This is a genomic window from Pseudomonas extremaustralis (assembly GCF_900102035.1).
GTDB classification, from domain to species: domain Bacteria; phylum Pseudomonadota; class Gammaproteobacteria; order Pseudomonadales; family Pseudomonadaceae; genus Aquipseudomonas; species Aquipseudomonas extremaustralis.
The window spans coordinates 5,151,007-5,177,390 of the sequence record NZ_LT629689.1; the positions used below are offsets into that span (position 1 = coordinate 5,151,007).

General features: G+C 61.1%; 24 protein-coding genes. 15 read left to right on the forward strand and 9 right to left on the reverse strand.

Annotated elements, in window-relative coordinates; translation table 11 throughout:
* Positions 1-6: 6 nt before the first annotated feature.
* Positions 7-1,398: a COG3014 family protein gene (locus BLR63_RS23665; protein WP_010564522.1), complete on the reverse strand. Its 1,392-nt coding sequence runs from the start codon at positions 1,396-1,398 to the stop codon at positions 7-9.
* A 265-nt stretch (positions 1,399-1,663) separates the two neighbouring features.
* Between BLR63_RS23665 and BLR63_RS23670 the strand changes: the two genes are divergently transcribed.
* Together BLR63_RS23670 and BLR63_RS23675 are read left to right on the forward strand one after the other, a co-directional pair.
* Positions 1,664-3,559 (forward strand): FTR1 family protein, encoded by a 1,896-nt coding sequence (locus BLR63_RS23670; RefSeq protein ID WP_010564521.1) that lies wholly within the window; start codon positions 1,664-1,666, stop codon positions 3,557-3,559.
* Between the two features lie 2 nt (positions 3,560-3,561).
* Entirely contained in the window at positions 3,562-4,011 is a 450-nt protein-coding gene (locus BLR63_RS23675; protein ID WP_010564520.1) for a YaiI/YqxD family protein, read from the forward strand.
* 19 nt (positions 4,012-4,030) lie between these two features.
* Here BLR63_RS23675 and elbB read toward each other — a convergent pair whose 3' ends face one another.
* Entirely contained in the window at positions 4,031-4,696 is a 666-nt protein-coding gene (gene elbB / locus BLR63_RS23680; RefSeq protein WP_010564519.1) for an isoprenoid biosynthesis glyoxalase ElbB, read from the reverse strand.
* Positions 4,697-4,812: 116 nt separating this feature from the next.
* Between elbB and BLR63_RS23685 the strand changes: the two genes are divergently transcribed.
* A complete protein-coding gene (locus BLR63_RS23685) occupies positions 4,813-6,048 on the forward strand; it encodes a sterol desaturase family protein (protein ID WP_010564518.1) in 1,236 nt (411 codons plus the stop codon).
* Here BLR63_RS23685 and BLR63_RS23690 read toward each other — a convergent pair.
* Positions 6,029-6,664, reverse strand: a complete 636-nt coding sequence (locus BLR63_RS23690) for a DedA family protein (protein WP_010564517.1) — start codon at positions 6,662-6,664, stop codon at positions 6,029-6,031. The genes BLR63_RS23685 and BLR63_RS23690 overlap by 20 nt on opposite strands.
* A gap of 207 nt (positions 6,665-6,871) precedes the next feature.
* Between BLR63_RS23690 and hemB the strand changes: the two genes are divergently transcribed.
* Positions 6,872-7,885 carry a porphobilinogen synthase gene (gene hemB, locus BLR63_RS23695; protein WP_010564516.1) on the forward strand — a complete coding sequence of 338 codons (1,014 nt, stop codon included), beginning with the start codon at positions 6,872-6,874 and terminating at the stop codon, positions 7,883-7,885.
* A gap of 18 nt (positions 7,886-7,903) precedes the next feature.
* Positions 7,904-10,129: a polyphosphate kinase 1 gene (gene ppk1, locus BLR63_RS23700; RefSeq protein WP_010564515.1), complete on the forward strand. Its 2,226-nt coding sequence runs from the start codon at positions 7,904-7,906 to the stop codon at positions 10,127-10,129.
* Positions 10,130-10,246: 117 nt separating this feature from the next.
* Here the strand turns inward: ppk1 and ppx are convergent, their stop codons facing one another.
* Positions 10,247-11,749 (reverse strand): exopolyphosphatase, encoded by a 1,503-nt coding sequence (ppx, locus tag BLR63_RS23705; protein WP_010564514.1) that lies wholly within the window; start codon positions 11,747-11,749, stop codon positions 10,247-10,249.
* Positions 11,750-12,196: 447 nt separating this feature from the next.
* Between ppx and BLR63_RS23710 the strand changes: the two genes are divergently transcribed.
* From BLR63_RS23710 to BLR63_RS23725, 4 genes are all read left to right on the forward strand, one after another.
* Positions 12,197-12,853, forward strand: a complete 657-nt coding sequence (locus BLR63_RS23710; protein ID WP_010564513.1) for a DUF1120 domain-containing protein — start codon at positions 12,197-12,199, stop codon at positions 12,851-12,853.
* Between the two features lie 132 nt (positions 12,854-12,985).
* Entirely contained in the window at positions 12,986-13,675 is a 690-nt protein-coding gene (locus BLR63_RS23715) for a fimbria/pilus chaperone family protein (RefSeq protein WP_081480355.1), read from the forward strand.
* A gap of 7 nt (positions 13,676-13,682) precedes the next feature.
* On the forward strand, positions 13,683-16,184 hold the full coding sequence (locus BLR63_RS23720) for a fimbria/pilus outer membrane usher protein (RefSeq protein WP_050901324.1): 2,502 nt from the start codon (positions 13,683-13,685) through the stop codon (positions 16,182-16,184).
* A complete protein-coding gene (locus BLR63_RS23725; RefSeq protein WP_010564510.1) occupies positions 16,174-16,707 on the forward strand; it encodes a DUF1120 domain-containing protein in 534 nt (177 codons plus the stop codon). The genes BLR63_RS23720 and BLR63_RS23725 overlap by 11 nt, the downstream gene beginning before the upstream one ends.
* On the opposite strand, the gene BLR63_RS23730 is transcribed toward BLR63_RS23725, so the two are convergent.
* From BLR63_RS23730 to BLR63_RS23745, 4 genes are read right to left on the reverse strand one after another with little or no spacing between them, the layout of a single operon-like run.
* The gene (locus BLR63_RS23730) at positions 16,679-17,416 is read right to left on the reverse strand and encodes an amino acid ABC transporter ATP-binding protein (RefSeq protein ID WP_010564509.1); all 738 of its coding nucleotides are present in this window, start codon (positions 17,414-17,416) and stop codon (positions 16,679-16,681) included. The genes BLR63_RS23725 and BLR63_RS23730 overlap by 29 nt on opposite strands.
* Positions 17,403-18,053, reverse strand: coding sequence for an amino acid ABC transporter permease (locus BLR63_RS23735; protein WP_010564508.1), 651 nt, complete (start codon positions 18,051-18,053; stop codon positions 17,403-17,405). Before BLR63_RS23735 ends, BLR63_RS23730 begins: the two co-directional genes overlap by 14 nt.
* Complete coding sequence (locus BLR63_RS23740; protein ID WP_010564507.1) at positions 18,050-18,718, reverse strand: amino acid ABC transporter permease; 669 nt, start codon at positions 18,716-18,718, stop codon at positions 18,050-18,052. The genes BLR63_RS23735 and BLR63_RS23740 overlap by 4 nt, the downstream gene beginning before the upstream one ends.
* Positions 18,719-18,732: 14 nt before the next feature.
* Entirely contained in the window at positions 18,733-19,518 is a 786-nt protein-coding gene (locus tag BLR63_RS23745; RefSeq protein ID WP_010564506.1) for a transporter substrate-binding domain-containing protein, read from the reverse strand.
* Positions 19,519-19,773: 255 nt separating this feature from the next.
* Here BLR63_RS23745 and BLR63_RS23750 point away from each other — a divergent pair, with 255 nt between their 5' ends.
* From BLR63_RS23750 to BLR63_RS23770, 5 genes are all read left to right on the forward strand, one after another.
* A complete protein-coding gene (locus BLR63_RS23750) occupies positions 19,774-20,469 on the forward strand; it encodes a FadR/GntR family transcriptional regulator (protein WP_010564505.1) in 696 nt (231 codons plus the stop codon).
* A gap of 121 nt (positions 20,470-20,590) precedes the next feature.
* Positions 20,591-20,920, forward strand: coding sequence for a thioredoxin TrxA (gene trxA / locus BLR63_RS23755; protein WP_010564504.1), 330 nt, complete (start codon positions 20,591-20,593; stop codon positions 20,918-20,920).
* 235 nt (positions 20,921-21,155) lie between these two features.
* Positions 21,156-22,415, forward strand: a complete 1,260-nt coding sequence (gene rho / locus BLR63_RS23760) for a transcription termination factor Rho (protein ID WP_003176825.1) — start codon at positions 21,156-21,158, stop codon at positions 22,413-22,415.
* Positions 22,416-22,571: 156 nt separating this feature from the next.
* Positions 22,572-24,038: a 4-hydroxy-3-polyprenylbenzoate decarboxylase gene (gene ubiD / locus BLR63_RS23765; protein ID WP_010564503.1), complete on the forward strand. Its 1,467-nt coding sequence runs from the start codon at positions 22,572-22,574 to the stop codon at positions 24,036-24,038.
* Positions 24,038-25,006: a CDP-6-deoxy-delta-3,4-glucoseen reductase gene (locus tag BLR63_RS23770; protein ID WP_010564502.1), complete on the forward strand. Its 969-nt coding sequence runs from the start codon at positions 24,038-24,040 to the stop codon at positions 25,004-25,006. Before ubiD ends, BLR63_RS23770 begins: the two co-directional genes overlap by 1 nt.
* On the opposite strand, the gene BLR63_RS23775 is transcribed toward BLR63_RS23770, so the two are convergent.
* Positions 25,003-25,485 carry a hypothetical protein gene (locus tag BLR63_RS23775; RefSeq protein ID WP_010564501.1) on the reverse strand — a complete coding sequence of 161 codons (483 nt, stop codon included), beginning with the start codon at positions 25,483-25,485 and terminating at the stop codon, positions 25,003-25,005. The genes BLR63_RS23770 and BLR63_RS23775 overlap by 4 nt on opposite strands.
* Before the next feature lie 245 nt (positions 25,486-25,730).
* On the opposite strand from BLR63_RS23775, the gene BLR63_RS23780 reads away from it, so the two are divergent.
* Entirely contained in the window at positions 25,731-26,381 is a 651-nt protein-coding gene (locus BLR63_RS23780; protein WP_010564500.1) for a gamma-glutamylcyclotransferase, read from the forward strand.
* The last annotated feature ends 3 nt before the right edge of the window (positions 26,382-26,384 follow it).

The following is a 26,384-nucleotide window of genomic DNA, read 5'->3' on the forward strand; positions in this document are numbered from 1 at the left end:
TTAAGGTTATTTGAGAGTGGCGATAGCCTGGGGTTGAGTGCTCGGCACGACATGGGCCGCAAGGCCGCCGGTGAACACTTGGTTGCCGACCACGCGCAGCGTGATCACTTGGTAGCGCTGATCGGCCTTGACCGTCACCAGCGTGCCGCCCAGGGCATTGGGCAGGCTGACCTGGTGTTCGCCGTGCTTGAGGCGCAGGCGGGTCACTTGGGTCATGTCCGGCAAGGTGCGCCAGGTGCGGGTGTCGGCGCCTTCGGCCACCGCCGAGGCGACACCCAGGACCAGGCCCGCCATGGGGTTGGTCTTGTTCAGGTTGTTTTGCGCCACGCCACGGCTGACGGCCCGCACGGTGGTACGCAGGATGATGCCGGGCATGTCATCGCGCAGGGCTCGGCGGGACATGGCGGTGGTGCTGTTGAGTGGCGTGAGGTTCTGCTGCTGGCCGTCGACACCGATCTGGGCGAACGACGCGGTCGATGTGTCGGCCTTGATCACCGGGAACGACAACGGGGTGATCACCAGGTTGCCATTGATCGGGATCGGCAGCGGCAGGCGAATCGAGTCGCGGGCCGGTGCCAGGCCGCTCTGGACCACGATCAGGACATCCGTTTCATCGGCGCCGACCTTGGATTTGTCCAGGTTCAGCAGGGCCTGCTCCAGCAGCGGCGTGTTGGGACGCAACTCGGCAGCCTTGCGGTAGCCGGGGGCGGCCAGGTCTTTTTCGCCCAGGGCTTCGTAGACGAAGCCCGCCAGGTAATGGCTGAACGCACTCTGGTAGCTGTTTTTCAGTCCGACCACTTCCGGCGCGTCCAGGGCTTCCACCGGGTAGCCGCGCAGGTCTTTCATCTGGGTGGTCACGCCTTCGCGCTTGGCTTCATCCTCGCGCTTGAGGTATTCCTTGTCCCGCAGGTCGGCGATCACTGCTTCGCGTTCGTGGGTCTTCTTGATTTCGGTGCGTGCGCCGTCGAAGTCATTCAGGGCCAGCAGGTTCAGGGCCATCTGCGTGGTCAGCATGACTTTTTCGTAGTCATAACCTTCGTAGCGACGCACTTTGTCGTTGACCAGGAAACTGCCGAACTGGGCGAGGTACTTTTCGCTGTCGAACTTGACCGACTCTTCCCACTTGTAGACTTGCAGATCGGCGCTGCGCCAGGCGGCCTGGCTGCCGGTCAGATCGCCCTTGGCCCGCAGCAACTCGCCTTTTTCAAAGAAATAGAGCAGGTCTTTGTCTTTGCCGGTGTTGTTCTTTTCCAGCTGCGTCAGGGCGCCGTCGACATTGCCGGTGGCCAGTTGCTGGTTGGTGGCTTGCAGCTCGGTATCGTAGCTGCGGAACATCGAACAGCCGGACAGCAAGGTGACTGCCGCAAGCGCGAGCGGAGGTAAGGCGCGAAATGCCATGCAACTTCTTCCCTGAAAGTATTCAACTTATATGGCAATTCCTCATAAAAATGAGGATTGAAATTCCCTTTAGCGCTAACAGGGGCGCGCATTATAAGCGCCATTACTGGCGAAACAATGGCTTTGTGCTTTTACGCGAGCGACTAAATGCCACTATCGTCGCTGGACTGCGACGTCTTTACACAGGCGAGACCACGAACACCTTGAGTCAAACCCTTTAAAGTTAAACAATGTGTTACTTCGTATTTCCCTTTGAGATTCATTCATGATTGCGCCCCTCCGTTTGCTCGCCTGGCTGGTAGTGCCGGCGTTGATGTCGTGCAGCTTCAACCTGTTGGCCGCGAATGCCGAGGGCGCCCCGAAAGCCTTGCATTTACTCGATTACATCGGCGCGGACTACCCGCCGACCGTGGCCGCTGGCAAGGTCATCGATGAGTCGGAATACCGCGAGCAGGTGGAGTTTCTCGGGGTGTTGCAGGGGCTGGTGGCAGATTTGCCCGTCAAGCCCGAGCGCGCCGAGTTGGTCAAAGGGGTCGATCAATTGAAGGCGGCAGTGACCGCTCGTCAGGACGGAGCCACCGTGGCCCGCCAGGCTCGGCAGTTGGGCGCCAAGCTGGCGGTCGCGTATGAAGTCAGCCAGGCCCCGGCGATTACCCCCGACCCAACGCGCGGCGCACCGCTCTATGCCCAGCATTGCTCGGTCTGCCACGGCACGGCGGGGGCCGGTGATGGCCCCGCGAGCGTTGGCATGACGCCACCACCGGCGAACCTCACAAGCGGTGCACGTCTGGACCGCCTGAGTCTCTACGCGATCTACAACACCCTGGGCCTGGGCGTTGAAGGCACCGATATGCCGTCCTTCGCCGACCAACTGGACGACCGTCAGCGCTGGGACCTGGCCACCTATATCGCCGGCTTCACCGCCGATCCGGCCGCCGCTAAGAGCGAACAACCCTTCAACCTCGCCGACCTGGCCCGCCAGACCCCCAATGAAGTGCTCGCCGCCAGTGGCCCGGATGTCACCGCGAACTTCCGCGCCCAGCGTGCGCAACCGCCCCAGGTCAAACGTGGCCCGGCGCAGTTGCTCGACTACACCGCCGCCACCCTGGACAAGAGCCTTGCCGCGTTCCGCAACGGCGATCGCGAACAGGCCTATGACCTGTCGGTAGCGGCTTACCTGGAGGGCTTCGAGCTGGTGGAAAGCTCCCTGGACAACGTCAACGCCAACGTACGCAAGGACACCGAGAAGGCCCTGATGGCCTACCGGCAGGCGTTGCAGGACGGGTTGTCGATCGAGCAGGTGCAGCAGCGCCTGGACGCTGCCAAGGGCAAGCTCACCGAATCCGCCGGCTTGCTCGGCGGCGACGGCCTGAGCTGGTCGCTGAGCTACATCTCCGGCTTGTTGATTCTGCTGCGAGAAGGCCTGGAAGCGATTCTGGTGCTGGCCGCGGTCCTCGCTTTCCTGCGTAACACCGGCCAGCAATCGGCGGTGCGCAGTGTCCACATGGGCTGGGGCCTGGCGCTGTTGGCCGGCTTGGCCACCTGGGGGCTGGCGGCGTATGTGATCGACGTCAGTGGCGCCCAACGCGAACTGCTTGAAGGTTGCACGGCACTGTTCGCCAGCGTGATGGTGCTGTGGCTCGGCGTGTGGATGCATGACCGACGCCACGCAGCCGCCTGGCAGGATTACATCAAGAGCAGCCTGGTGGGCGGCGGCGGGCGTTTCGGCTTTGCGATGCTGGCGTTCTTCTCGGTGTACCGCGAGCTGTTCGAAGTGATCCTGTTCTACGAAACCCTGTGGTTGCAAGCCGGCCCTGCCGGGCACAACGCGGTGCTGATGGGGGGCGCCACGGCGCTGGTGCTGTTGACGGGCCTGGCCTGGGTGATCCTGCGCGGTTCGGCGAAGCTGCCGCTGGCGTTGTTCTTCGGTATCAACGCGGCGCTGCTGTGTGCGTTGTCGGTGGTGTTCGCCGGGCATGGTGTGAAGGCGCTGCAGGAAGCGGGCATCTTTGGTACGCGGCCGGTGGCGTTCTTCGACTTCGACTGGCTGGGCATCCACGCCGACGCTTACTCATTGGGCGCGCAGGTGGTGGCGATCCTGGCGATTGTGGTGCTGTATGGCCGCAGCCGCCTGGCCGACAAGCACCGCGTGGCGGCCTAGGCATGCGGGTGTGGATCGACGCCGACGCCTGCCCGCGGGCGGCCAAGGACCAAGTGGTGAAGTTCGCCCTCAAGCGCCAGTTCGAAGTGGTGTTGGTGGCCGGACAGAGCCAGATCAAGCCGAGCTTCTCTTGTGTGAAGCTGATCGTGGTGCCCAGCGGCCCGGACGCGGCCGATGATTACCTGGTGGAGCACGCCGTGCCTGGCGAGCTGGTGATCTGCAGCGATGTGCCCCTGGCCGACCGGCTGGTGAAGAAGGGCGTCGCAGCCCTGGACCCGCGCGGCAAGGAGTTCAGCCCGGCGAACATGAGTGAGCGGCTGGCGGTGCGCAACCTGTTCACCGATCTGCGCGAGCAAGGCCAGATGGGCGGCGGTCCACCGCCCCATGGTGAAAAGGACAAACAGGCATTTGCCAACGCGCTTGACCGCATCCTCACTCGGTTGATGCGGTAAGCCTGGAGGTGAGCAGGGCTCAGTCGTTCTCGTGGGTCAGCTCCAGCACCCGATCCACCAGCTTGTTGATGCCTGACGCCACCTCGCTGATGTTCTTGCCCAGCATGTAGGCTGGTGTACTCACCAGTTTGCGCGCCTTGTCCTCGACGATGTCCTCCACCGTGCATTCGTGGTGGGTGGCGCCCATTTTTTCGAGGGCGGCGGCGGTGCCGGCATCGTTGCCGATGGTGCAGATCACGCCCGGGCCATAGATTTTCGCGGCCAGGGCCGGCGAGATGCAGATCAATCCCACCGGTTTACCCGCTTCGGCAAAGGCTTCGGCCAGCGCCAGCAGTTGCGGGTCGATACTGCAAGCGGCGCCCTCAACGGCAAAGTTCGACAGATTCTTCGCCGCCCCGAACCCGCCGGGCACGATCAGCGCGTCAAAGTCTTCGACGTTGGCGTCGCGGATGTCTTTCACTTCACCCCGGGCGATGCGCGCCGATTCCACCAGCACATTGCGCGATTCGGGCATTTCGACGCCGGTGAGGTGGTTGATCACATGCAACTGCGCGATGTCCGGGGCAAAGCATTGGACCTGAGCGCCGCGCTGGTCCAGGCGCAGCAAGGTGATCACGCTTTCATGGATCTCTGCGCCGTCGTACACGCCACAGCCGGAAAGGATCACTGCAATCTTTTTGCTCATGGGCATTTCTCCTGGGTTCTTGGCGTTAAATGTCTACTAATTTGTAACCTGTTGCCAATGGGATCTCGTGCCACTGCACCTAATCTTGACCAAACAAAAACACACCGGACCAGCCCATGGACTTCGTGCCTTATGCGGTACCGTTTTTCATCGCCTTGATTGTGGTAGAGCTGCTCGCCGACCTTTGGCGCGGCCAGCGCAACTACCGAGTGGCGGACGCCATCAACAGCCTCAGCACCGGGGTGCTATCCACCACCACGGGCCTGCTGACCAAGGGCGTGGGGCTTTTGACCTACGCGTTTGCCCTCCAGCACCTGGCACTGATCGAACTGTCGGCCCAGAACGTCTGGACCTGGGTGTTCGCCTTTGTCTTCTATGACTTCTGCTACTACTGGCTGCATCGCTGCGGCCATGAGCGCAACATCCTTTGGGCCGCGCATTCGGTGCATCACCAGAGCGAGGACTACAACCTCACCACCGCCCTGCGCCAGACCAGCACCGGCTTCCTGCTGAGCTGGATCTTCTACCTGCCCCTGGCCGTGCTCGGCGTGCCGTTGGTGGTGTTCATCAGCGTGGCATCGCTCAACCTGCTGTACCAATTCTGGGTGCACACCCGCCACGTGCCCAAGCTTGGCTGGTTCGAGTGGTGCTTCGTCACGCCATCTAATCATCGGGCCCACCATGCACAGAACGCTCTCTACATGGATCGCAACTACGGCGGGGTGTTCATTATTTGGGACCGGTTGTTCGGCAGTTTCCAGGAAGAAGACGATAACGAGCCGGTGATCTTTGGCGTGACCACGCCCCTGGCCAGCTGGAACCCGCTATGGGCCAACCTGCAGTTTTATGTGCAGTTGTGGAACGATGCGCGGCGCACGCAGAGCTGGTGGGACAAGCTGCGCATCTGGTTCATGCGCACCGGTTGGCGGCCGGCCGATGTGAAGGCCAAATACCCGCTGGCCAAGCCGGACCTGAGCCAGTTCCGCAAATTCGAGGTGCCACTGGACACGCGCCAGCAGGTGTACGTCTCTGTGCAATTTGCGGCGTATGTGGGCTTTGGCAGCTATTTGATGAATGTCGGCGAGGGATTGCCCGCGGCGGCGCTGATCCTGGGCTGGAGTGCGATGGCGCTGGGGTTGTTCACGTTGGGGGTGGCCCTGGAGAATCGTCCGTGGGCGCTCAAGGCCGAGCTGGTGCGCCTGGCGCTGAATGTGCCATGGGTGTGGCTGGCGCCGGTGGTCGGGCTGTGGCCCGCCAGCGCTTTGGGCTGGCTGGGCCTGGTGAGTTACAGCTTGCTCAGCCTGATCGGCCTTTACTGCTGCAGAAGCCGCCTTACTCGACTGGCGTCTTAGGGGGCTCGACCGGAGCGGGCTCGACGGTCAGTCGGGCCTCGGCATCGGCGCAGGCTTGGCGGGCGATACGTGCGTTCTTGAAGCGCCGACGCAGCCACAGGGCAAAGCCCAGCACCAGCAAGGCGCCCAGTACCCACAGCTCGTATTTCTTGACGCTGCCGAGCATGCCTTCGAGTACCGCGCCGAAGTGATAGGCCGCAGCGCCCAGGGCCGCAGCCCAGACCGCAGCGCCGATACCATTGAGGATCAGGTAGCGCACCGGCGAGTAGCCGGAAAGACCGATCGCCACGGGCATCACCGTGCGCAAGCCGTAGACAAAGCGGAAACTCAGCACCCAGACATCCGGATGCTTGCGGATATGTTCCAGGGCCTTGTCGCCCATCAATTGCCAGCGCGGCTTGCGCGCCAACAGTTTGCGGCCGTGCTTGCGCCCCATGTAATACCAGAGCTGGTCACCGGCGTAGCTGCCGAAGAAGGCAACGACCACTACCAGGTTGATATCCATATATCCACGGAACGCCAGGAAGCCTGCGAGAACCAAAATGGTCTCGCCTTCGAAGAACGTGCCTAGGAAGAGGGCGAAGTAGCCGAAGTCATGCAGAAATTGTTGAAGCATGGTCTGGGTGCTGGCGAAATGAACGCGCAGCCTACGCCTTCGTGAACTTTGATGAAAGTATCGAGATGTGTCACGAAGTGAACAATTCCTACATAAACGACGAATGCGACTACAGGTCGCATGCTTAAGCACAACTGTCATACCTTCGTCATAATGGCCGCTTATAACTGCAACGCTCGCCCGTAAACCCGGGCTCAGGAGTCTGTCGTGAGCTTTACCCCTGCCAATCGCCTGTTCCCAGCCACTCGCCTGCGTCGCAATCGCCGTGATGATTTTTCTCGTCGCCTGGTGCGTGAAAACGTGCTGACGGTGAACGATTTGATCCTGCCGGTGTTCGTACTGGAGGGTGAGAATCGTCGGGAAGCGGTGGCATCGATGCCCGGTGTAGAGCGTTTGACCATTGATCTGCTGCTTGAAGAGGCTGCGAACTGGGTCGAACTGGGGATTCCGGCGCTGGCGCTGTTTCCGGTCACGCCATCCGAACTCAAGTCCCTTGACGCTGCACAAGCCTGGAACCCGGAAGGGATCGCCCAGCGCGCCACCCGTGCCCTGCGCGAGCGCTTTCCCGAGCTTGGGGTGATCACCGACGTGGCATTGGACCCATTCACCACCCACGGGCAGGATGGCATTCTTGACGAAGACGGCTATGTTCAAAACGACCTGACCGTCGACGCGCTGGTCAAGCAGGCCTTGTCCCACGCGGCAGCCGGTGCCCAGGTGGTCGCACCTTCTGACATGATGGACGGACGTATCCAGGCGATTCGCGAAGCCTTGGAGTTGGCCGGTCACGTCAACGTGCGGATCATGGCCTACTCGGCCAAATACGCCAGTGCCTATTACGGCCCGTTCCGCGATGCGGTGGGCTCGGCCCTGAACCTGGGCAAGGCCAACAAGGCCTCGTACCAGATGGACCCGGCCAACAGCCACGAGGCCTTGCACGAAGTGGCGGCCGACCTGGCCGAAGGCGCCGATATGGTAATGGTCAAGCCGGGGATGCCTTACCTGGACATCCTTTACCGCGTCAAAGAGGAATTCAAAGTGCCGACCTTTGTGTATCAGGTCAGTGGCGAGTACGCCATGCACATGGCTGCAATACAGAATGGCTGGTTGAGTGAAGGGGTGATCCTTGAATCCCTGACGGCCTTTAAACGTGCCGGGGCTGATGGCATCCTGACCTATTTCGCCGCCCGCGCCGCCCAATTGCTTAGAGAGCAACAATAGCCCTCACAGGAACAGTCAATGAATACCGAAGGACTCTCTGAAGTTGCCGTAAAAGACGCTCACCCGGTGGTTGAATCCGTCGCTGAGACCCCGCCGGAGCTGGAGCCGGTGCCGCCCGTGGTGGTCGCCGAAGCGCCGGCCCCGGCCCCGGCGCCCGCCGTGGTGACCAACCTGGATGACAGCAGCCTGTACATCCACCGCGAACTGTCGCAGCTGCAATTCAATATCCGCGTGCTGGAACAGGCGCTGGATGAGTCTTACCCACTGCTGGAGCGGCTGAAGTTCCTGCTGATCTTCTCCAGCAACCTGGACGAGTTCTTCGAAATCCGCGTCGCCGGTCTCAAGAAGCAGATCACCTTCGCCCGTGAGCAAGCCGGCGCCGACGGCCTGCAGCCGCACCAGGCCCTGGCACGTATCAGCGAGCTGGTGCACGGCCATGTGGACCGCCAATACGCGATCCTCAATGACATCCTGCTGCCGGAACTGGAAAAACATCAGGTCCGCTTCATCCGTCGCCGTCACTGGACCACCAAGATCAAGACCTGGGTGCGTCGCTACTTCCGCGACGAAATCGCACCGATCATCACCCCTATCGGCCTCGACCCGACCCACCCGTTCCCATTGCTGGTGAACAAGAGCCTGAACTTCATCGTCGAGCTGGAAGGTATCGACGCCTTCGGTCGCGATTCCGGCCTGGCGATCATCCCGGCGCCGCGCTTGCTGCCACGGATCATCAAGGTACCGGAAGAAGTGGGGGGCGCTGGCGATAACTATGTATTCCTGTCGTCGATGATCCACGCTCACGCCGATGACCTGTTCCAGGGCATGAAGGTCAAGGGCTGCTACCAATTCCGCCTGACCCGAAACGCCGACCTGGCGCTGGATTCCGAAGACGTCGAAGACTTGGCCCGTGCCCTGCGCGGCGAGCTGTTCTCGCGGCGCTACGGCGATGCGGTGCGCCTGGAAGTGGCCGACACCTGCCCCAAACACCTGTCGGACTACCTGCTCAAGCAGTTCAACTTGAGTGAGAGCGAGCTGTATCAGGTCAACGGCCCGGTGAACCTGACGCGTCTGTTCAGCATCACCAGCCTGGACAGCCATCCAGAGCTGCAATACACGCCGTTCACGCCGCAGATCCCGAAACTGCTGCAAAACAGCGAAAACATTTTCAGCGTGATCAGCAAGCAGGACATCCTGTTGCTGCACCCGTTCGAGTCCTTCACGCCGGTGGTCGACCTGCTGCGCCAGGCCGCCAAGGACCCCCATGTACTCGCCGTGCGTCAGACCCTGTACCGCAGCGGCGCCAACTCGGAAATCGTCGACGCCCTGGTGGACGCTGCGCGTAACGGCAAGGAAGTCACTGCGGTGATCGAACTGCGCGCGCGCTTCGACGAAGAGTCCAACCTGCAACTGGCCAGCCGCCTGCAAGCAGCCGGCGCGGTGGTGATCTACGGCGTGGTCGGCTTCAAGACCCACGCCAAGATGATGCTGATCCTGCGCCGCGAAGCCGGTGAAATCGTGCGCTACGCCCACTTGGGCACCGGCAACTATCACGCCGGTAATGCCAAGCTCTACACCGACTACAGCCTGTTGACCTCCGACGACGCCTTGTGTGAAGACGTCGGCAAGTTGTTCAGCCAGCTGATCGGCATGGGCAAGACCTTGCGCATGAAGAAGCTGCTGCACGCGCCGTTCACCCTCAAGAAGGGCATGCTCGACATGATTGCCCGCGAGACCCAGTTCGCCCTCGACGGCAAACCGGCGCACATCATTGCCAAGTTCAACTCGCTGACCGATCCGAAGATCATCCGCGCGCTGTACAAGGCCAGTCAGTCCGGCGTGCGTATCGACCTGGTGGTGCGCGGCATGTGCTGCCTGCGTCCGGGCATCGCCGGCGTCTCGCATAACATCTATGTGCGTTCGATCATCGGCCGCTTCCTGGAACACACGCGGGTGTTCTACTTCCTCAACGGCGGCGAAGAGCAGATGTTCCTCTCCAGTGCCGACTGGATGGAGCGCAACCTCGACAAGCGTGTCGAGACCTGCTTCCCGGTGGAGGGCAAGAAGCTGATCATGCGGGTCAAGAAGGAGCTGGAAAGCTACCTCACCGACAACACCCACAGCTGGAGCCTGCAGTCGGACGGCCGCTATGTGCGCAACACGCCGACCGGCAACCAGAACCCGCGCAGTGCGCAGGCGACGTTGCTGGAAAGGCTGGGTAGCCCGATTCTGGCCGTGAATTGACGCGGACCTAATGTGGGAGGGGGCTTGCTCCCGATAGCAGTGTGTCAGTCAACCCATCAGTGACTGACACTCCGCGATCGGGGGCAAGCCCCCTCCCACTTGTGTTTTCGGCGTTGTTTAGCGCAGGTTCAGGGTAAACCCCACCCGCGTCAGCCACTCCGCTTCCTGGGCGAAGTCCGCCTGGGTCAGTTGGTTCTCGTCCAGCCAGCCTTTCGGAAACACCACATCCAAGCTGTCGCCGCTGGCGCGCAGGGCCACCTGGGGCATTTCCTGGGTGCCACGGATGTGGTGGAACAGGATCGCAAAGCGCAGCAGCACGCACAGGCGGATCAGCTTGATGCCGTCGTCGCCGAATTCGGCGAATTTGTCCTTGGGGATATTGCGGCGATGGCCGCGTACCAGCAGCGCGAGCATCTGCTGGTCTTCCCGGGAGAAACCGGCCAGGTCCGAGTGCTCGATCAGGTAGGCGCCGTGCTTGTGGTAGTGATAGTGGGCGATATCCAGGCCCACTTCATGCACCTTGGCCGCCCAGCCCAGCAGTTCGCGCCAGACACCGTCTTCCAGATCCCAGTCCGCGGCCACCTGGTCGAAGGCATGCAGGGCTTTGCGTTCCACGCGGGCCGCTTGTTCCAGATCGGCGTGATAGCGCTCCATCAACGAACTGAGGGTGCGCTCACGCACGTCCTCGTGGTGATGGCGACCCAGCAGGTCGTAGAGCACGCCTTCGCGCAGGGCGCCGTCACAGTGGTCCATGCGTTGCAGCTCGAGGGCGTCGAAGATCGCTTCGAGGATCGCCAGGCCGGCCGGGAAGATAGTGCGCCGGTCGGGCTTGATGCCGTCGAAGTCGATCTTCTCGGCATCCCCCAGCTTGAACAGTTTGCGCTTGAGCCATGCCAGGCCTTCGGCATTGACTTCACCGGTGCCATGGCCGCCGGCCTTGAGGGCCAGGCCGATGGCGCGGATGGTGCCGGAGGAGCCGATGGCTTCATCCCAGGTCAGGCGGTGCAGGGCGTGCTCGATACTCATGATCTCCAGGCGCGCCGCCGTATAGGCCTGGGCGTAGCGTGCCGGGGTGATCTTGCCGTCCTTGAAATAGCGTTGGGTGTAGCTGACGCAGCCCATTTGCAGGCTTTCGCGCAGCAGCGGCTCGAAGCGCTGGCCGATGATGAACTCGGTACTGCCGCCGCCGATGTCCGCCACCAGACGCTTGCCAGGGGTGTCGGCGAGAGTGTGGGACACACCGAGGTAGATCAGGCGCGCTTCTTCGCGGCCGGAAATGACTTCTACCGGGTGCCCGAGAATTTCCTCGGCGCGGCGGATGAACTCACCGCGGTTGCGGGCCTCGCGCAGGGCGTTGGTACCGACGATTCGCACGGCACCAGTGGGCATGCCGTTGATCAACTGAGCAAAACGCTTGAGGCAATCGAGCCCGCGTTGCATGGATTCTTCATTGAGCTGGCGCTCGTCGTCGATCCCGGCAGCCAGTTGCACTTTCTCGCCGAGCCGTTCAAGGATGCGGATTTCGCCGTTCTGGGCCTTGGCCACGACCATGTGAAAGCTGTTGGAGCCCAGGTCGATGGCGGCGATCAGGGACAGATTCTTGGCTTGGGATTGCGGCATGGTTAGGGGGTCTCGGTCGATAACCTCGCCATCGTGCCACGATCGACCGCTGCCGCCAACGCGTAGTGCCTCAGGAATTTCTCTTCGGCCGCTTGTAGGTGATTCTTGTAGGAAATGTAGGTTAGCTTTCCAAGCTTCTGTTGGCTTGAGCATATGGCACGTAGGAAGTATTAACTTTGATCGGTTGTAAGGTCACTAACGAATTGGCCTACACCCTGGTCGGAGGTGTTTTATTCGTGATTATGTTTGAGCCTACTGTTGGGTCAGGTTCTGGCGACAATTTATTTATATCGCTCTCACATTAATTGACGTGTTGTCTTATTCTTTAGCGCCGTACCAAAGCGACAGACTGTCACTCGGCAATTTTGCCGTGGTGTTATTTATTTATGACTTGCCGTTTCAAGTTAAAAATAAATACGCCTGATAACTTTAAGTGACAGGTCGAATATGAAAAAAATTGTTGGATTGACTCTTGGTCTCGCTTGCCTGGCCGCAGGCCTCAACGCTCAGGCATCCACCAGCGCCGAGCTGATCGTCAGGGGGACGATCAAGCCCGTCGCCTGCAACCTCAGCATGACCGGTGGCGGCATTATCAATTACGGCGACATCCCCTCGGGTCAACTGCAGCAGGCGGCGTTCAACCCGCTTGCGGAAAGAACCACGCCGTTGACCGTCAACTGCGGTAACACACCTGCCAGGTTCGGCCTGAAGTTCGTCGACCTCCAGGCGGGTAGCAAGGTGCCAGGCATCCTCAATGCACTCGGGGCAGGCTACACCGAGGCGCACAACTATGGCCTGGGCACAGCGTCGGGCCGCAAGACCGGTGGCTTTGCGGTCACCCTCAAGGACCTCAGGGCGTCGACCACGCCGCTGTATCCCATCATGCGTTCCGGTGTGGGCGCCTGGCAGAGCAGCGACGGCAAGGTTGCCCAATCGCCCACTCAATACTCATGGCGCAGCAGCACAGCGATCGTTCCAGCCGCGGTCTCTCAACTGGCCGGGACTATCGCGGTGCGGGCGGTTATCAACAGGGGCCAGGATCTGGACCTGAGTCGTGACATTACCCTTGATGGGCGCGCGACACTTGAGTTGAGCTACATCTAAGCGACTGAAATACAGCCGACCAAGATACTCCGTGTTTCTTGTCGGCTGTTTTTACGTGGGCGTCTGGTTATCAATCGTCAACTTCAAGGTCGTGGGGAGCGCTGAGTGCTTAGTCTTTCAGTAATAAATAATCTGCGGTTGTTGTGTGCAAGTGTGTGTATCGGATTTGTCGGTATTACCGTGGCGGACGGTATGTTGCCGGAAACTACGGTAGTTGTGCTTTATGAGGAACAGGGCGAAGCCACGATAAACATCAAGAATACCGACGCGGCGCCGGCGCTGTTGCATTCGGTCGTGGAAAACGTGCCCGAAGACCTGGAGCCGTTATTGATTGTGACGCCACCCATAACGCGTGTGGAAGCCGGTGAAACCCAGCTGGTGCGCTTCATCGGCACCTTGCAGGAACCCCTGAAGACCCAACGCCTGAAACGCGTGACTTTCGAGGGCATCCCCCAGGCGCGCGTCGGCGGCGGTGCGACCATTGGTATCACCCTGCGGCAGAATTTGCCGTTGATCCTGCACCCGCGAGGCCTGCCCGTGCACCACAGCCCTTGGGAGCTGCTGAAGTGGCAGCGTGCAGGGGAGCGTCTCACGGTTCACAACGACAGCGCCTATGTGGTGCGCCTGGCGCCGGAGGTGCAGTTGCTTCCGCAAGGCGTGCTGGCAACGTTGCCGCGAACCTACGTGTTGCCGGGCGAAGCGCTGACGCTCAAGGTTGAAGGTTCGTTGGAGGGCGTGGCAGGCGTCGAAATCCATCCGGCGACGATCTACGGGTTTTCGGCAGACAGTCACCGAGCCTCGATCGATACCGATGGGAGTTGATCGGGCCATGACCAACCTGTCGAGTCATCGATCTGCCGCTTCCTGCTGGCCGCGCCGACCCACCCTGCTCGTGGGGGTTGCCACGCTATGGAGCTTGCCGGGCCTCGTTCCTGCCCTGGAGCTGGGCGAGGGGTTCGATCTGGCGGCGCTCACCACCCACGGTATCGACCCGAAAGTCTCCGACTACTTCCGCAGTGCGGCGCGGTTTCGCGAGGGTGTCCATGTAGTGGGGCTGCGGGTCAATGGAGACCCCCTCGGCCTGGTGGATGCGCGGTTCGACGCCCAAGGGCAATTGTGTTTTACGCCGGGGTTGCTGGAAAAAGCGGGCCTGGTAAAGCCCGGTGATGTCGTTCGCGCCGCGGCTACTGCAGATCAGGCCTGTCACGACTTTCTCGGGGCCTTCCCCACAACGATGGTGCGGCTGCGGCCTGGCAGCGACGAAGTGGCGCTGGTGGTGCCGACCGGTTCACTGCGTGAGCCGCAATGGGATGCCGGGGAGTTTGCCCGGGGCGGTGCGGCAGCGATGTTCAACTATGACGTGCAGGGTTTAGACAGCCATTCGCGCAGCGGGCCCAGCCGCTTCGTTTCGGCCTATACCGAGGCAGGCTTCAACTTGGGCGATTGGCTCGTGCGTAGCCGCCAATTCTATGTGTCCGACAACGGTACAGCCCGTACCGAGCATCTGTATGCCTACGCCCAGCGGGATATCGCCGCGTTGCAATCGACCTTTCAGGTGGGGCAGCTTTCCAGCAACAACCCGTTGTTTGGCGGCATCCAGCTGTCCGGCGTGCAGTTTTCTCCCGATGGTCAATCGCGGGCGCCGGCGGGCAGCAACAATGCGGTGGTCGAAGGGCTGGCCCAGAGCCAGTCGCGGATTGAAGTGCGCCAGTCCGGTGTGTTGATTCACAGCACGCTGGTGCCGGAAGGTCCCTTCAGGTTGACGGGCCTGCCCCTGCTCAACGGCACCAGTGACCTGGAGGTCAGCGTCATCGATGTGCGCGGTGCCAAGCGCAGCTTCGTGGTGCCGGCGGCCTCTTTCGCGGGGGCTGTTCCGGCGGCCCCCGGTTATTACTTCGCCCTTGGCAAGGTGCGTGAAAATGCCCAGGAGGAGGCTCGGTCGCCGGTAGTTGCCATGGGCGGCGGCACCTGGGGCCTGGGGCGCGACACCTCGGCGGGCCTGGGCCTGTTGGGCACCGATGAGTACGGGGCGGCAGGGGGCACCCTGAGCCATGTGTTTTTCCAGCGGGTTTCCGTGGGGGCGCGTCATAACCTGTCTCGGGACAGCCGTAATGCCGTATCCGGGTCACGCAGCAGCGTGTCCGTGAGCAGCCCGGTGTTCGCCAATATCGATGCCAACCTCAGCGCAACCACGCAGACCCGTGGTTACCGGGAAGTGCTTGAAGCGGGCCGCTCGCCCAAGGTCGACGAGCTGGATTCGCGCTTCAAGAACCAATATACGGCGGGCCTGAGCTGGGTCGATGACACCTTGGGTGCCTTCTCCCTGGGCTATACCCGTAGTGCGCAGGTGAATGGGCAAGCCACCGAACATGTGTTCGCCTCCTGGAACAAGTCGTTGCGCTACGCCGATATCGCGCTGGTCGCCGATTCCCAGGTGGGCGGCACTTCGCCGCGCCGCAACGTCAATGATCCGGATCGCCGGCGTGATACTGCGCGGGACAATGACCTGTCCGTGCGGTTGCAGGTCAGCGTGCCCTTGGGCGGGGATCGTCGCGTGAACAGCTACATCAGCCGTCGTGGGGATCAGTCCCGAGCGGGTACCGCACTCAGCGAGCGGGTCAATGAGTATGTGAATTACGAGGTGGGCGTCGAGCGCGACCTCAGTGCACGCGAGCAATCGATGCATGGCCGGGTGGACCTGATGCCTCGTTATACCCGCGTGGGCCTCGGGGTCAGTCGCGACCCATCGGGTACCCGCTATTCAGGGCAATTGCAGGGCGGCGTAGTGGCTCATGGTGGCGGGGTGACTTTTTCGCCCTACGCGGTGCAGGACACATTCGGCATCGTCTCGGTAGGTGACATCGGCTCTGCCAGGATCGATACCCCGCAAGGTCCGGTCTGGACCGACTTCAGCGGGCAGGCCGTTCTCCCTGCCTTGCCGGCCTACACCAACAGTCGTATCGAGGTACAAACCCAATCCTTGCCAAAACGCGTGGACTTGAAGAACGGCACCCAGGTGCTCGCCGCGGGGCGAGGGTCTTTCAATAACGTGGCATTCGATGTGGTGAAAGTGCGTCGGGTCTTGATCTCCGCCAGCGATGCACAAGGTCGACCGTTGCCTCAGGGGGCTGCGGTGTTCGACAAGGACAATCGCTTCCTCACCAGCGTGGTGGGTGAGGGCATGATTTTCCTGAACGACGCCAATGACGCGCCAAACCTGCGGGTGTCACTGTCGGACTCTTCCTCCTGCCTGCTGAACCTTGCCCCCGAGACCCAGGCCGACAATGACAAGTTCTACGAGACAACATCGGCGGTGTGCCATGGTCGCTAAGTTCAAAGGCATCGGCGGGGTAATGCTGTGCATGCTGCTGATGGTCCAGGGGGCGCGGGCGGACGACTGTCGGTTGTCCATCAGCCAGTCCCGTGTCGATTACGGCGTCATTCACAGGGAGGCCCTGGTCGAGAGACCTTCGGTTGCGCTGGGTACGCGTACGCTGCACTTGAACGTACTCTGCACGGAGCCTTCGGCAATGGCATTGCGGTTTACCGGAGCAGCAGAAGGGCAGGGTTTTCGCTTTGGTCGTGAGGGACGCATGCGTCTGACGCTCAGGCACGCCCAGGTGGATGGGCGTGCCATCGATTGGAGGATGGCCCACCTTCCCGGCGAGACCGCCAGCGGCCAGTTGCTACCGGGGCAGGTTCTGGTGGCCGGCTCGCCGGGAAAGCGGCTGACGGCCCAGGTCGATATCGACACCGACCTGCCCTCGGACGCCTTGCAGGTGCGCAGTGAGACGATCCTGGAGGGGCTGGGCCGCTTCGAGCTGGTCAGTCCGGCTGTTCCGTTGAGCCGATGAAGTTGGCGAGCTCGGGGGTTCGCGGGTTGGCGAACAATACCTTGGGGTCACCCACTTCGTGCACCTTGCCCTGGTGCATGAACACCAGCTTGTCGCCGACTTCGCGGGCAAAGCGCATTTCGTGGGTGACCATGATCAAGGTCATACCGTCCTTGGCCAGTTGGCGCACCACGCTGAGCACTTCGTTGACCAGTTCCGGGTCCAGGGCAGAGGTGATTTCGTCACACAGCAGCACCTTGGGCGACATCGCCAGGGCGCGGGCAATGGCGACCCGCTGTTGCTGGCCGCCGGACAAACGATCGGGAAACGCGTCGAACTTTTCTCCCAGGCCGACGCGTTCCAGCATCTGTCTGGCCAGTTTCGCCGCCTTGGCCTTGGGCACTTTCTGCACCACTTGCGGCGCGAGCATGACGTTTTCGCCCACCGTCAGGTGCGGAAACAGGTTGAACTGCTGGAACACCATGCCGACTTTCTGTCGCAGGCTGCGCAGGTCGGCGCGGGCGGCGTCGAGGTATTCGCCGTCGACCTCGATCACGCCATCGTTGATCGACTCCAGGCCATTGAGGGTCCGCAGCAAGGTGGACTTGCCCGAGCCGCTGCGGCCGATGATCGCCACCACCTGGCCTTCTTCGACCGTCAGGTCGATGCCCTTGAGGACGTGGTGATCGCCGTAATACTTATGCAGGGCGGAAATTCTAAGCAGAGGCATGCAGTCTCCTTTCCAGGTAGCGCGCACTGAGGGACAAGGGGTAGCAGAGCAGGAAGTAACCAAGGGCCACGAGGCCGTAGACCATGAAGGGTTCGAAGGTGGCGTTGGCGAGCATGCCGCCGGTCTTGGTCAGTTCGGTGAAGCCGATGATCGATGTCACGGCAGTGCCCTTGACCACCTGCACCGAGAAACCCACGGTGGGCGCCACGGCAATCCGCAGGGCTTGAGGCAGGATCACATAGCGCAATTGTTCAAGAGGGTTCAACGCCAGGCTGGCCGATGCCTCCCACTGTCCGTGGGCGATGGAGTCGACGCAACCGCGCCAGATTTCGGCGAGGTAGGCGCTGGTGAAGAGGGTCAGGGCAATCGCGGCTGCCAGCCAGGGCGAAATATCCACCCCGAGCAGGGCGACGCCGAAAAACACCAGGAACAGCTGCATCAGCAGCGGCGTGCCCTGGAACAGTTCGATATAGGTACGGGCGACGTTGCGCGGGAAGGCTTTTTGGCTGATGCGCATCGTCATCACCAGCAAGCCGATCAGCCCGCCACCGATAAACGCCACCAGCGACAGCAGCACGGTCCACTGCAGGCCGGTGAGCAGATTGCGCACGATGTCCCAGAAGGAAAAATCACTCATCGGCTGTTCCTCATCACAAACCGCCGACCGATCCAGTTGAGCAACTGGCGAATCATCAACGCCATGCACAGGTACACCAGGGTGGTCAGGGCATAGGTTTCAAACGCACGGAAGTTGCGCGACTGGATAAAGTTGGCGGCAAAACTCAGTTCCTCGGTGGCGATCTGCGAGCACACCGCCGAACCGAGCATCACGATGATGATCTGGCTGCTCAGGGCCGGCCAGACTTTGCCCAGCGCCGGCAGCAGCACCACATAGCGGAACGCTTCGAAGCGCGTCATCGCCAGCGCGGCGGCGGCTTCCAGTTGCCCGCGAGGGATGGCCTGGATGCCGGCGCGGATAATCTCGGTGGAATAGGCGCCCAGGTTGATCACCATCGCCAGCACGGCGGCTTGCCACTCGGTGATTTTCAGCCCCAGGGAGGGCAGGCCGAAGAAGATAAAGAACAACTGCACCAAAAATGGTGTGTTGCGGATCAACTCGACATACACCCCGAAAAACCACGCGAACGGTTGGATCTTCCACGCCCGTACCACTGCGCCCACAGTACCCAGGGCGATCCCCAGGATCGCGCCGATAGCGGTCAGTTCAAGGGTGAACAGGGCGCCGCGCAACAGCAGGTCGGTATTGGCCAGCACCGGCACAAAGTCGAATTGATAGGCCATGGGTCAGCTCCGCTTCAGAGATCGGCAGGCAATGGTTCTTTCAGCCATTGCATTGCGTTCTTTTCCAGGCTGCCGTCAGCCTTGGCCGCCACCAGGATCTGGTTGACCTTCTCCAGCAGCGCCGGCTCGTTCTTGTTCACGCCTACGTAGACCGGCGAATCCTTGAGCTTCACTTTCAGTGCCGGGACCCGTTTCGGGTTGCGCTCGCTGATGGCCACCATCACCACGTTGCCGCTGGCGATCAGGTCGACCTGGCCGGCCAGGTAGGCGGCGATGGTCGAGTTGTTGTCTTCGAAGCGCTTGATCGTGGCTTCCTTGGGGGCTACGGCGGTCAGCTCGATGTCTTCGATCGCGCCACGGGTCACGCTGATGGTCTTGCCCTTGAGGTCGTCAGTGGTGCTGATCGCGGCGTCAGGCGGGCCGAACACGGCCAGGTAGAACGGTGCGTAGGCCTTGGAGAAATCGATGACCTTCTCGCGTTCTGGGTTCTTGCCCAGGCTGGAAATCACCAGGTCGACCTTGCCGGTGGTGAGGAACGGAATGCGGTTGGTGCTGTTGACCGGGGTCAGCTCCAGCTTGACCTTGAGCTGGTCCGCCAGCAGCTTGGCGGTATCGATGTCCAGGCCACGTGGCTTCATGTCGGGGCCGACCGAGCCGAACGGTGGGAAGTCCTGAGGCACGGCGACCTTCAGGGTGCCGCGGGCGACGATGTCGTCCAGACCATTGGCCTGGGCGGGTGCCTGGCTCAGCATCAGGCTGGCAAACAGGGCAGTGAACAGGGCGCTGCAGCGCTTGGTCATGGCAACTCTCCGAGAAGGGCGAAGGATTTTTCTGGATTTGCTCAGTGCACAGCCCATGCCAGCCGCGCTCGGATCGTCTGCAGGGCTGGAGTTCATTGAGCTGAGGTGGTCTTACTGGTCTGAACAGTAGGCAGGCTTTTCGCACCCTTTTCGAGCGCCGGTAAAATTGCGCGAGCCCCTTTGGGGCGTGGCTTGCCGCCAGCCGCGAATAGCTTTACAACTAGCCGCACAGCTGACCGAAAACTTGAGTTTTTTATGACTTCCATCGCCCAAGCCGTACCCGAAGCGGCCCTGCAGGCCATCCGCAAACTGATCAAGCAGCACGGCTTCGGACCGGGCGATGCGTTGCCGTCCCAGCGCGACCTGGCGGTGCAGTTGGGGGTGAGTCGGGCGTCGTTGCGCGAGGCGTTGTCGTCCCTGAGTGCCTTGGGCGTCGTCAGTGTGCAGCCGGGCAAGGGGGTGTTCGTGCAGGCGATCGATGAGACGCCGTCGTTCGCCTGGCCTTTTACGGCGCAGGCCACGCCGCTGGATATCTTCCAGTTGCGCTATGCCCTTGAGGGGTTCGCGGCGGGGTTGGCGGCGGTGACGTTGACGATCGACGAGCTGGACAGCCTGGAGGACAACGTCGAGGCGATGCGCAAGGTGCTCAAGGCCGGTGACTTCGATGCAGCCAACCGGCTGGACTTCGAATTCCACCAACGCATCCTGCTCGCCAGCGGCAACCAGGCGATGGTGAGCATTCTCAGCACCAGCGCCGAGGTGTTCCTGGAGAGCCAGAAGCTACCGTTCATCCGACCGGAACGGGCCATGGAGACCTGGCAGGAGCATCGCAAGATCCTGCGTGCATTGGCCCGTCGCGCCAGCGCGGCGGCGCAGAAAACCATGCAGGAACATGTACGTAACGCGGCGTTGCGTACCGGCATTGCCTTCGTTACCCCTGTAACTCCGTGAGTCGGGCCATACCCAAACTCATGGCCCATCATAGGAAGACTCAATCAGAGGCAGCTTCCTGAACGAGGGAAGGGCAGCTATGATGGGCAACGTTTTTTTTGCTTACAATCCGGAGACATCCATGAGCAACGATCTTATCAAGCACGTCACCGACGCGACCTTTGAGGCCGAAGTACTCAAGGCTGCTGGCCCGGTGCTGGTTGACTACTGGGCTGAGTGGTGCGGCCCTTGCAAAATGGTCGCTCCTGTCCTGGACGACATTGCAACCACCTACGAAGGCAAACTGACCATTGCCAAGCTGAACATCGACGACAACCAGGATACCCCGACCAAACACGGCGTGCGCGGTATTCCTACACTGATGCTGTTCAAGAACGGCAACGTCGAAGCGACTAAAGTAGGCGCGCTGTCGAAGTCTCAGTTGCAAGCATTCCTCGACGCACATCTCTAAGCGTCGTCAAAAAAGCCCCGCAAATTGCGGGGCTTTTTCGTGAAACAGGGCTAGACGCTCCGAAACTCAGGTGGTACATTCGGCCCCGCACTGGTTTCTCCACTGCCCCCTGCAAGCCGTCGCCGACGCATTCCTTTTCGATTAGTACGCGATCCTGTCGCCTTCTCTGCGGCGCGGCCTCATTAAGCCAAAAGCTTAATTTCCCCCCCTCCATAAATGATTACGTCATTCCTATATGAATCTGACTGAACTCAAGCAAAAGCCAATTACCGACCTGCTCCAATTGGCCGAAGAAATGGGCATAGAAAATATGGCCCGTTCGCGCAAGCAGGACGTGATTTTCTCCCTGCTCAAAAAGCACGCGAAAAGCGGCGAGGAAATCTCTGGTGATGGCGTGCTGGAGATTCTCCAGGACGGTTTCGGTTTCCTCCGCTCTGCAGACGCCTCCTATCTCGCCGGCCCGGACGATATCTACGTCTCGCCGAGCCAGATCCGCCGTTTCAACTTGCGCACCGGTGACACCATCGTTGGCAAGATCCGCCCTCCGAAGGAAGGCGAGCGTTATTTTGCCCTGCTCAAGGTCGACACGATCAACTTCGATCGTCCCGAGAACGCGAAAAACAAGATTCTCTTCGAGAACCTGACTCCGCTGTTCCCGACCGTGCGCATGAAGATGGAAGCCGGTAACGGTTCCACCGAAGACTTGACCGGCCGTGTGATCGACCTGTGCGCGCCTATCGGCAAGGGCCAGCGTGGCCTGATCGTCGCACCGCCGAAAGCCGGTAAGACCATCATGCTGCAGAACATTGCAGCGAACATCGCACGTAACAACCCGGAAGTTCACCTGATCGTGCTGCTGATCGATGAGCGTCCGGAAGAAGTGACCGAAATGCAGCGCACCGTGCGCGGCGAAGTGGTTGCCTCCACGTTCGACGAGCCGCCAACCCGCCACGTGCAGGTTGCTGAAATGGTGATCGAGAAGGCCAAGCGCCTGGTCGAACACAAGAAAGACGTGGTGATCCTGCTCGACTCCATCACCCGTCTGGCCCGTGCCTACAACACCGTGATCCCAAGCTCCGGCAAGGTATTGACCGGTGGTGTCGATGCCCACGCCCTGGAGAAACCGAAGCGTTTCTTCGGTGCCGCGCGCAACATCGAAGAAGGCGGTTCGTTGACCATCATCGCCACCGCGCTGGTCGAAACCGGCTCGAAGATGGATGAAGTGATCTACGAAGAGTTCAAGGGTACCGGCAACATGGAACTGCCCCTGGACCGTCGCATCGCGGAAAAACGCGTCTTCCCGGCCATCAACATCAACCGCTCCGGCACCCGCCGCGAAGAGTTGCTGACCGCTGACGACGAACTGCAGCGCATGTGGATTCTGCGCAAGCTGCTGCACCCGATGGACGAAGTGGCCGCCATCGAGTTCCTGATCGACAAGCTGAAAACCACCAAGACCAACGACGAGTTCTTCCTGTCGATGAAGCGTAAGTAATACGACGTTTCAGGTCCGAAAGAATGGCGCCCCCAGGGGCGCCATTTTTTTGTGTGCGCTTTTTAAGGGCCTTCGACAGCCAAATGCACCGCGATAAGCTGCCAGCCGCCCTCAGAGCAGGTAGGATGTACGCCTATTTTACGGGTGGCATGGTTAATGAAATTCAAGGATCTTCGGGATTTCGTGCAGCAACTTGAGCAGCGCGGAGAGTTGAAACGTATCCAGGTGCCGGTGTCCCCGGTGCTGGAAATGACTGAGATTTGCGATCGTACCCTGCGCGCCAAGGGCCCGGCGCTGCTGTTCGAGAACCCGACCGGTTTTGATATCCCGGTGCTCGGCAACCTGTTCGGCACCCCCGATCGCGTGGCCTTTGGCATGGGCGCCGAGTCGGTCAGCGAATTGCGCGAGATCGGCAAGTTGCTGGCATTCCTCAAGGAGCCAGAGCCACCCAAGGGCTTGAAGGACGCCTGGTCGAAGCTGCCGATCTTCCGCAAGATCATTGCCATGGCGCCCAAGGTGGTCAAGGACGCGGTATGCCAGAAAGTGGTCATCGAAGGCGATGACGTCGACCTGGGCATGCTTCCGGTGCAGACCTGCTGGCCCGGCGATGTCGGCCCGCTGATTACTTGGGGCCTGACCGTCACCAAGGGCCCGAACAAGGAGCGCCAGAACCTCGGCATCTACCGTCAGCAAGTGATCGGCCGCAACAAGGTGATCATGCGTTGGCTGAGCCACCGTGGCGGCGCCCTGGACTTCCGTGAGTGGTGCGAGAAGCATCCCGGCAAGCCATTCCCGGTCTCCGTGGCCCTGGGCGCCGATCCGGCCACCATCCTTGGCGCCGTGACCCCAGTGCCTGACAGCCTGTCCGAATATGCCTTCGCCGGTCTGTTGCGCGGCAATCGCACCGAACTGGTGAAGTGCCGTGGCAACGACCTGCAGGTGCCGGCCACCGCCGAAATTATCCTCGAAGGCGTGATTCACCCCGGTGAAATGGCCGACGAAGGCCCATACGGCGACCACACCGGCTACTACAACGAAGTCGACAGCTTCCCGGTGTTCACCGTCGAACGCATCACCCATCGGATCAAGCCGATCTATCACAGCACCTACACCGGCCGTCCGCCGGATGAGCCAGCGATTCTCGGCGTGGCGCTCAACGAAGTGTTCGTGCCGATCCTGCAGAAGCAATTCCCGGAAATCACCGACTTCTACCTGCCGCCCGAAGGCTGCTCGTACCGCATGGCCATCGTGACCATGAAGAAGTCGTACCCAGGCCATGCCAAGCGGGTCATGCTCGGCGTGTGGTCGTTTTTGCGACAGTTCATGTACACCAAGTTCGTTATTGTCACCGACGATGACATCAATGCCCGCGACTGGAACGACGTGATCTGGGCCATCACCACGCGCATGGACCCCAAGCGCGATACGGTGATGATCGACAATACGCCGATCGACTACCTCGACTTCGCTTCGCCGGTGTCGGGCCTGGGTTCGAAGATGGGCCTGGATGCCACCCACAAATGGCCGGGTGAAACCACCCGCGAGTGGGGTCGGGTGATCGTCAAGGACGAAGCCGTGACGGCACGTGTCGATGCGATGTGGAAAGAATTGGGAATAGATTGATGCGTTTAACCCTGCAACCTTCCGGCGCCGTACTGGAGCTGGTCCCCGGCGAGCGAATCCTCGAAGGCGCGCGGCGCCTGGGCTACGACTGCCCTCAGGCGTGCCGCAATGGCGTGTGTCATGTGTGTGCGGCTTTGCTGGTGGAAGGCCGGGTGCAGCAAGCCGGCGAAGTGCGCGATCACGGTGAGTTCTACACCTGTATCGCCGAACCGCTGGAAGATTGTGTGGTGTTGTGGGATGGCGTGCTGGCGCCGGGAGAGTTGCCGTTGCGCAAGTTGTCGTGCCAAGTGAGTGAATGCGTGGAAGTCGGTGGCGATGTCTGGCGTGTGCGCCTGCTCGCCCCGGCCGGCAAGGCAGTGCGTTACCACGCCGGGCAATACCTGATGATCGAGCGGGAGAACGGCGAGAAGTCGGCGTTTTCCCTGGCGTCGGCGCCCCATTGCGGGCGTGAATTGGAGCTGCATGTGCTGGTCCGCGAGGACAGCGCGCGCACCCTGCTGGAGCAATTGCAGCGCAACCGCATGGCGCGCATCGAGCTGCCGTTTGGTGACACCCACCTGGCCGAGCTGCCGGACGGGCCGCTGGTGCTGATCGCCGCCGGCACCGGCATGGCGCAGATGCACAGCCTGATCGAGCATTGCCGTGCCTCCGGCTTCAAACACCCGGTGCACTTGTATTGGGGCGTGCGTCGTCCTGAGGATTTCTACGAGATCCAAGAGTGGGATCAATGGTTGAAACTGCCCAACCTGTTCTTGCACAAAGTCGTCAGCGACCTGTGCGGTTGGGATGGGCGTTGCGGGTTACTGCATGAAGCCGTGTGCGAAGACATTGCCGATCTCAAGGGCGTGCACGTCTACGCCAGCGGCTCGCCGGCGATGATCTACGGCACGCTGGATGCGCTGGTCGACGCCGGCATGGATGCGCACCAGATGCGTGCCGACGTGTTTGCCTATGCACCGCGCCCTTAAAAACGCACGCCGGTCGTCACCATTGCCGCATTGAACCCCAGCAGCACCAGTTCCGCCGCGACCGGCCCGTAATGGGTGCCCACTGACGGAATGATCACCGGCGCCACGCCGAAACGGTTCAAGGGGATCTTGTCGCGGTACTTGCCGCGATACCCCTGGATCGCCCCGCCTGTCAGTTTCAAATACACCGGATAGTCGCGCATGTCATAGCGTTTGCCTGCATAGACGTAGTAGGCGCGCTGGCTGAACGAGTTGCGAAACGTCGCCCCGCCATACACCAGGCCTGACGCCTCATTGCGCTCCAGGCCGAGTAAATCCTGATGATTGTTGTGCTCGGGGTCTGGTGAGAAGTGCCGGGTGTAGACGCTGGTCTGCGCATACCAGAAGCCTTTGTCATCGTCGGCAGGCAGCGCTTCGGCCGCCAGAGCAGTGGTGGCCTGTACCAGTAGCAGCAGGCCAGTCAGTCGAATTTTTTTCATGGAGGTGACCTCGATTAGTCGGTTTGAGGGGCGGCTAGGTGGGTCGTGATAGGGGAACTATTTTGAAGAGTTGGTGTGCACCCAGTCTGAACCGGGGCTGAAAGTAACGGGATTGCTGTCTCGGATCCTGACGATCGGGTGTACCGTTCAGGGGAGCTTTTTCGCCGTACGGTAACAGCCGCGCGTTTTATTACGGTAAAGTTGCTTACAACTGGTAACACAAAGGGGGCACTCCGCTTTTCGCCATGACCGCCATTGAATCCGATCTTTTGCAGTTGGCTTACCCTCCGCGGCTCGATCTGGGGCCGCAACTCACTCACGAACAGTTGATGAGCTCGATGCAGGCCACCATGGCGCGGCATAAGGGTGGGCCAGTGTGGCTATTTGCATATGGTTCGTTGATCTGGCGCCCTGAATGTTCGTCGACCGAGCGGGTGCGGGCCCGGGTTCATGGTTATCACCGTGGCTTGTACCTGTGGTCCCATGAACACCGAGGCACGCCGGAATTGCCGGGGCTGGTCTTTGGCTTGGATCGCGGCGGATCCTGCAGCGGGTTTGCCTACCGCTTGCCGGAAGATCAACTGGAGGCCTCGCTTTATGCCCTGTGGCAGCGCGAGATGCCTTACCCCTCCTACCGGCCGCACTGGCTCAGCTGTCGTCTTGAAGATGGCAGCCAGGTGCAGGCTTTAGGGTTTGTCCTGGAGCGGCACTTGCCCAGCTACGCGGGCAACTTGCCTGACATCGTGCTTAACCATGTACTGCAAAGTGCGTGCGGGCGTTATGGCACCACGCGTGATTATGTCGAGCAGACCGTCAAGGCCCTGCGCAGCCACGCCATGCCAGATAAAAACCTGGAGGCGCGGCTCAAGCGTTGTGCCAAGGATTGCTCAGCATGATGG

What these genes read in the sequence shown, in the direction of transcription:
- BLR63_RS23750 (WP_010564505.1), top strand. Translation starts at nt 19,774, where the DNA reads ATGACTTCCATCGCCCAAGCCGTACCCGAAGCGGCCCTGCAGGCCATC.
- trxA (WP_010564504.1), top strand. Translation starts at nt 20,591, where the DNA reads ATGAGCAACGATCTTATCAAGCACGTCACCGACGCGACCTTTGAGGCC.
- rho (WP_003176825.1), top strand. Translation starts at nt 21,156, where the DNA reads ATGAATCTGACTGAACTCAAGCAAAAGCCAATTACCGACCTGCTCCAA.
- BLR63_RS23665 (WP_010564522.1), bottom strand. Translation starts at nt 1,398, where the DNA reads ATGGCATTTCGCGCCTTACCTCCGCTCGCGCTTGCGGCAGTCACCTTG.
- BLR63_RS23775 (WP_010564501.1), bottom strand. Translation starts at nt 25,485, where the DNA reads ATGAAAAAAATTCGACTGACTGGCCTGCTGCTACTGGTACAGGCCACC.
- BLR63_RS23690 (WP_010564517.1), bottom strand. Translation starts at nt 6,664, where the DNA reads ATGCTTCAACAATTTCTGCATGACTTCGGCTACTTCGCCCTCTTCCTA.
- BLR63_RS23780 (WP_010564500.1), top strand. Translation starts at nt 25,731, where the DNA reads ATGACCGCCATTGAATCCGATCTTTTGCAGTTGGCTTACCCTCCGCGG.
- elbB (WP_010564519.1), bottom strand. Translation starts at nt 4,696, where the DNA reads ATGAGCAAAAAGATTGCAGTGATCCTTTCCGGCTGTGGCGTGTACGAC.
- BLR63_RS23675 (WP_010564520.1), top strand. Translation starts at nt 3,562, where the DNA reads ATGCGGGTGTGGATCGACGCCGACGCCTGCCCGCGGGCGGCCAAGGAC.
- BLR63_RS23770 (WP_010564502.1), top strand. Translation starts at nt 24,038, where the DNA reads ATGCGTTTAACCCTGCAACCTTCCGGCGCCGTACTGGAGCTGGTCCCC.
- BLR63_RS23670 (WP_010564521.1), top strand. Translation starts at nt 1,664, where the DNA reads ATGATTGCGCCCCTCCGTTTGCTCGCCTGGCTGGTAGTGCCGGCGTTG.
- BLR63_RS23740 (WP_010564507.1), bottom strand. Translation starts at nt 18,718, where the DNA reads ATGGCCTATCAATTCGACTTTGTGCCGGTGCTGGCCAATACCGACCTG.
- BLR63_RS23730 (WP_010564509.1), bottom strand. Translation starts at nt 17,416, where the DNA reads ATGCCTCTGCTTAGAATTTCCGCCCTGCATAAGTATTACGGCGATCAC.
- BLR63_RS23745 (WP_010564506.1), bottom strand. Translation starts at nt 19,518, where the DNA reads ATGACCAAGCGCTGCAGCGCCCTGTTCACTGCCCTGTTTGCCAGCCTG.
- ppx (WP_010564514.1), bottom strand. Translation starts at nt 11,749, where the DNA reads ATGCCGCAATCCCAAGCCAAGAATCTGTCCCTGATCGCCGCCATCGAC.
- BLR63_RS23720 (WP_050901324.1), top strand. Translation starts at nt 13,683, where the DNA reads ATGACCAACCTGTCGAGTCATCGATCTGCCGCTTCCTGCTGGCCGCGC.
- BLR63_RS23685 (WP_010564518.1), top strand. Translation starts at nt 4,813, where the DNA reads ATGGACTTCGTGCCTTATGCGGTACCGTTTTTCATCGCCTTGATTGTG.
- BLR63_RS23735 (WP_010564508.1), bottom strand. Translation starts at nt 18,053, where the DNA reads ATGAGTGATTTTTCCTTCTGGGACATCGTGCGCAATCTGCTCACCGGC.
- BLR63_RS23710 (WP_010564513.1), top strand. Translation starts at nt 12,197, where the DNA reads ATGAAAAAAATTGTTGGATTGACTCTTGGTCTCGCTTGCCTGGCCGCA.
- BLR63_RS23725 (WP_010564510.1), top strand. Translation starts at nt 16,174, where the DNA reads ATGGTCGCTAAGTTCAAAGGCATCGGCGGGGTAATGCTGTGCATGCTG.
- ppk1 (WP_010564515.1), top strand. Translation starts at nt 7,904, where the DNA reads ATGAATACCGAAGGACTCTCTGAAGTTGCCGTAAAAGACGCTCACCCG.
- ubiD (WP_010564503.1), top strand. Translation starts at nt 22,572, where the DNA reads ATGAAATTCAAGGATCTTCGGGATTTCGTGCAGCAACTTGAGCAGCGC.